Annotated in this window: 4 protein-coding genes and 1 pseudogene; 1 reads left to right on the forward strand and 4 read right to left on the reverse strand. The window is 60.6% G+C overall.

Annotated features, from left to right (window positions below; translation table 11 throughout):
* The 3 genes from Q0X21_RS10235 to Q0X21_RS10245 form a co-directional block, all read right to left on the reverse strand.
* The coding region (locus Q0X21_RS10235; RefSeq protein ID WP_297851764.1) for a hypothetical protein at nucleotides 1-460 on the reverse strand (460 nt) is incomplete at its 3' end.
* 23 nt (nucleotides 461-483) lie between these two features.
* Nucleotides 484-1047, reverse strand: coding sequence for an aminoacyl-tRNA hydrolase (gene pth, locus Q0X21_RS10240; RefSeq protein WP_102723249.1), 564 nt, complete (start codon nucleotides 1045-1047; stop codon nucleotides 484-486).
* 25 nt (nucleotides 1048-1072) lie between these two features.
* Entirely contained in the window at nucleotides 1073-1648 is a 576-nt protein-coding gene (locus Q0X21_RS10245) for a TetR/AcrR family transcriptional regulator (RefSeq protein WP_284865572.1), read from the reverse strand.
* 86 nt (nucleotides 1649-1734) lie between these two features.
* Here Q0X21_RS10245 and Q0X21_RS10250 point away from each other — a divergent pair, with 86 nt between their 5' ends.
* Complete coding sequence (locus tag Q0X21_RS10250; protein WP_102723247.1) at nucleotides 1735-2721, forward strand: hypothetical protein; 987 nt, start codon at nucleotides 1735-1737, stop codon at nucleotides 2719-2721.
* An 84-nt stretch (nucleotides 2722-2805) separates the two neighbouring features.
* Here Q0X21_RS10250 and Q0X21_RS10255 read toward each other — a convergent pair.
* Nucleotides 2806-3114, reverse strand: a pseudogene (locus Q0X21_RS10255) (50S ribosomal protein L25); the annotation flags it as partial.

The raw sequence follows: 3114 nt of genomic DNA on the forward strand, positions 1-3114 counted from the left end.
GTGTGGGCCAGTCGAGTTCAGCTGTTGCGGAGTTGCGCTCGATGTTCTTGAGGATTGCCCATTCTGCCTCCCGGGTGATGCGGGTGCCGCCCATCTGTGCGTCGAGTGGCTTCACCGGGTCAAGCTTGATCGCGTAGTACCGCTGTCCCGTGTCGGCGTACTGCACCCTTTCGTACATATCAGGGGGCGTCATGTCCCGGTAGCCCACCTCCATCAGGACTCCCTCAAGGGCTTGTTCAAGGGGTGCGAGTTCGGGCAGCTCATTCTTGTCAGAATCTGGTTCCTCTTCCGGTGCTTCATTGGAAGTGGTGGTGTCCTGCGCGCTAGTTATTGCCGGGGGCTCGGACAATGCTGGTTCCGCGAGGGAATCATCCTGAGAAGAGCAAGCGGTGAGACCAGCAGCGACAGAGAGGCTGGCGGCGAGGGCACAGAGACTGCGTGTGGAGAACGGGGGCTTCATGGTGATCACGATATTCCCGATATTCACGACATTCCAGCGAGGAGCTCGTCGGCTGCATCGGCGAGCATGATGGGCAGCTCGGCGGACTCTTGTTTGCCGAAGGGCTTGAGTACGTAATCGGCCGGTGCCTGGCGGCCAGGTGGGCGGCCGATGCCGATAGCCAGGCGGTTGTAATTTGGGGTGCCCAGGGATTTGGTGACGGACTTGAGGCCGTTGTGGCCGTGGTCGCCGCCACCGAGGCGGAGTTTGACTTGGCCGAAGTCGAGGTCGAGTTCGTCGTAGATGACGTAGATGTCTGCCGGCTTGACCCCGTAGTAGCTGGCCAGAGCCTTGATAGGGCCGCCGGAAACATTCATGAAGCCGCGGGTGCGTGCGAGGATGGTGCGGCGGTTGGTCAGGCGACCGGCGGTGAGCTCAGCGACCTCAGTGTTCGTCTTCTTGTGCACGCTCAGCTGGGCGGGCATGGGGGTGGTGCGGTCCAGGAGCTCGTCGATAAGCATGGCCCCCGCATTGTGGCGAGTTTGGGCGTAGATGGTGCCCGGGTTGCCAAGGCCGACGATGAGAACCGGTGAAGAATCAGAAGTCACAAGAATTGAGTCTACGTTCCGCAGTCTAGGTCGCGCGGGCCTTTAGGCCGTCGAGGAAGATGTCGATGAGTTCCTGCTGGATACGAGGTGCTGTCGCGTTGATGATCGATGAATTCGGCAGCGGGCGAGAAGCGATCGCCAGTGCGATGTGGAATTCGAGTGGCTCGATATCTGCTGGGCACAACCCAGCTTCCTTTGCGCGGGTGATCAAGGGGGCATAGGCAGCGCGAATCTCCTCGCTGCGTTTTTTAACGATGTGCTGAAAATCCGGATTGTGGTCCATTTCAGTGAACAGGGTTAATCCGAGCAGCGCGAGTTTGAGCCCGGCGATGGCGTGAACTGCACCACTCCATGCCTTTTCGGGATTGGTCTCAAAGAGGGGGAGATGCTGGTTGATGACGACGTCGATGTCGTGGACAGCGTTGGCGCCGATGGCATCAAAAAGCGTGATGCGATCGGGGAAATGCCTGCTCACAGTGGCTACTCCAACCCCAGCCTCTTTGGCGATTGCGCGCATGGACACGTTTGCGCCGTGCTCAACGAGCAATGTTCGGGCGGCGGTAACGATCGCTTCGCGGTTATCAGCAGCGTCCTGTCTCATGCTTGCACCATACCAAACGGCACACTATGCTCCATTTATAGAAGTGGAACAAGGTGTTCCATCTTAGTTTGAAAAGGAGTCTGAAAATGACCACAGCAGTGAAAGAAGAGCGTGATCGCTCAGACGTAGCTAAGGCCCTTGGAGTGATCTTTGGTATCCCCGTCATCATCGGGTTGATGCTTTTTGCGTTCCTCGCGCCCACATTCGCGTCCGGTCCCGCAGGTGTACCGGTGGCGGTGAGTGCGCCGGAGCCGATGGTGCAGCAGCTGACGCAGGGAATCTCACAAAAGGCAGGGGATGAGGCCCCTGAGATCACCGTGATGGACAACGCCGACGACGTGCGCAACGCAGTGCTCGAACGCGAGGCAGTCGGCGGTCTTGCTGTCACGCCTGAAGGGGCCACCGCATTCACCGCTTCCGGTAACGGTGCACCGTATGTGCAGCTTGTCGACGGCATCGCCGGCTCCCTTGAAGCCCAAGGCATGACCGTTGAGCGCGCCGACCTGGCACCGACCTCCTCGGAAGATCCGCAGGCGACAGGCTTGGCTCTGCTGGGTCTTCCTCTCGCATTTGGCGGAATCATCTCCGCGGTCGTAGCGACGTTCCTGTTCCGCGGCTCCAAGTGGACCAAAATTGGCGTGCTAACGGGCATCGCCGTGCTCGGCGCTTTGGTTGCAACGTGGATGCTGCACTCGGTCTACGGCACTCTCACGGGCAGCTTTGGTCTGGAGTGGCTCGCGATCTCGGCAGGTATTTTGGCGACCTCGATGCTGACCGCGGGTCTTGGCGCACTCATTGGTGTAGGCGGTGTTGGCCTCGGTGCTGTGCTGACGATTTTCCTGGCAAACCCGCTGTCCGGCTTGTCGACGGGCCCGTGGTTGCTCCCCGCAGGCTGGTCCACCCTGGGTCAGTGGATGCCGATCGGCGCGACCGGTCACCTCGTCCGCTCCCTGTCATTCTTTGACGGTGCCGGTGCAGGGGCCGCCTGGTGGGTACTGGCCCTGTGGATTATCACGGGACTGGTGCTGCTGTTTGTTGCGCGGCCAAAAGCGGGGGTTAAGCAGCAGAACTAAGTCTGCAAATAAGAGAAACGGCCAGCAACCCCGCGGTGGGGTGCCGGCCGTTGAGGCGTTTAGCCGTTAGCGTCGATAAGCGGCTTACTCTTCGCCCTCGGCAGCTTCCTCGGTGGACTCAGCGCCAGCCTCAGCGCCGCCCTCCTCAGCTTCCTCAGCGGCAGCCTCGACCTCTTCATCAACCTGCTGGAAGGTGACGTTGATGACCAGGTACTCCGGATCGGTGAGCAGCTCTGCACCCTCCGGCAGCGGCAGGTCGCCAGCCAGGATCTGGTCGCCGATCTCCTTGCCCTCGATGGACACGACGATCTCGTCCGGAATCTTGAGGGCATCGACCTCGATCTCCACCAGGTCCAGCTCCTGCAGGACAACAGCGTCCGGAGCAGCCTCGCC

The sequence above is a fragment of the uncultured Corynebacterium sp. genome, from assembly GCF_947253065.1.
Classification (GTDB): domain Bacteria; phylum Actinomycetota; class Actinomycetes; order Mycobacteriales; family Mycobacteriaceae; genus Corynebacterium.

What these genes read in the sequence shown, in the direction of transcription:
- Q0X21_RS10245 (WP_284865572.1), bottom strand. Translation starts at nt 1,648, where the DNA reads ATGAGACAGGACGCTGCTGATAACCGCGAAGCGATCGTTACCGCCGCC.
- Q0X21_RS10250 (WP_102723247.1), top strand. Translation starts at nt 1,735, where the DNA reads ATGACCACAGCAGTGAAAGAAGAGCGTGATCGCTCAGACGTAGCTAAG.